Raw genomic sequence first — 1,151 nt, 5'->3', positions numbered from 1 at the left:
GTGGCCCGCGCGCTCGTGGCCGTCGAGCGATCTCGCCCCGACCTCATGATCGTCGATGCGCATCTGCGTGATGGTAGTGGCATCTCGGCAGTCAGAGAGATCATCCGATCCGGCTTCGTGCCGGATGCCTTCGTTAGTGGGGAGGATTGCAGTGCGTATGCGACGTCGCCGGGCTCGGTAGCTATCGAGAAACCGTACCACCCGACGGAGCTCGCGGAGGCCATTCAGTGCGTACTGACCAGCGATCATGTCGCCCCAGAGCTGAGTGGCCCGTTAGGTGCAGCCGCCAGCGACCTCAACGGTTGAGAAATTGCTCGTTCATCCCAATGCCAGTGGGGATCCCATGAAAAACGACCAGAGCCAAGCTGATCAATCGAACCTCGGCGGCGACGCCTCCCGAATGGAATCAACGAGCCAGGTGCGAATTTTCCCAACGCACACGCCTGACCATAAATCTATCGATATCCATGTCGGTGGCAGAGTGCGCAAGCAACGGCTCCGCGTGGGTTTGAGTCAGGAAGGCCTAGCGAGTGCGATCGGAGTTCCGGTCTCGCAAATTCAGACGCTGGAGTCTGGCCACACCCGTGCCCGAGCTACTCGACTGCACGACATATCCATCGCTCTGAAAGTGCCGATTTCCTTCTTTTTCGGCACGACGGACTCCGGCGCCGGGACAGATGTCGAGCAGCGCACGTCCGACTCTCTCCGAGAGACGGTTCGCAATCACGACACCAACGACTCGCAGGAGGTACGCGACCTGTTGCGAGCCTACTTCGCGATTCCAGATGCGAGACTCCGCACACAGGTCCTCGAGTTGATGCAGAGCTTATGCTCTCCACGTAGGAGCAGCGTCGCCCGAGCTTCTCATCGGTAGATGCGGCTTGGTGACCAACTAAGGTTCGGCAGTTGGCAAAGTTTCACGGTAGGCTGCTTCATCAATAGCAGCGAGGCCCTTGAGCTTGCGTCTGCCATATCACCGGAAACGGCGTCATCGGGTGCGGCGGCGTCGGCGTCATGGAAATCGCGATTCTCTCAGAGCCCATCCGGAAAGGAATTGAATCGGCTGAATCGGATGTGATTCGCTGATCCTGCGGACGATTCGTGGGGCGGATGATGGTGTGGACGGTAGAGCATCGGCGTGCGGCGGATCG

General features: G+C 59.4%; 1 protein-coding gene and 1 pseudogene. Both read left to right on the top strand.

What is annotated here, in order from left to right:
• A pseudogene (locus AAFN86_RS29535) lies at positions 1-306 on the top strand (hypothetical protein); the annotation flags it as partial.
• Positions 307-343: 37 nt separating this feature from the next.
• Entirely contained in the window at positions 344-874 is a 531-nt protein-coding gene (locus AAFN86_RS29680; protein ID WP_408906644.1) for a helix-turn-helix domain-containing protein, read from the top strand.
• The last annotated feature ends 277 nt before the right edge of the window (positions 875-1,151 follow it).

Source organism: Roseomonas sp. CAU 1739, assembly GCF_039839775.1.
In the GTDB taxonomy this organism is placed as follows: domain Bacteria; phylum Pseudomonadota; class Alphaproteobacteria; order Acetobacterales; family Acetobacteraceae; genus Neoroseomonas.
Note: the sequence above shows the minus strand (reverse complement) of the source record. Positions and strands in the feature narration are given on the sequence as shown.

Bases quoted from the DNA above. Each gene is read 5' to 3' on its own strand.
- AAFN86_RS29680 (WP_408906644.1), top strand. From the start codon at position 344: ATGAAAAACGACCAGAGCCAAGCTGATCAATCGAACCTCGGCGGCGAC.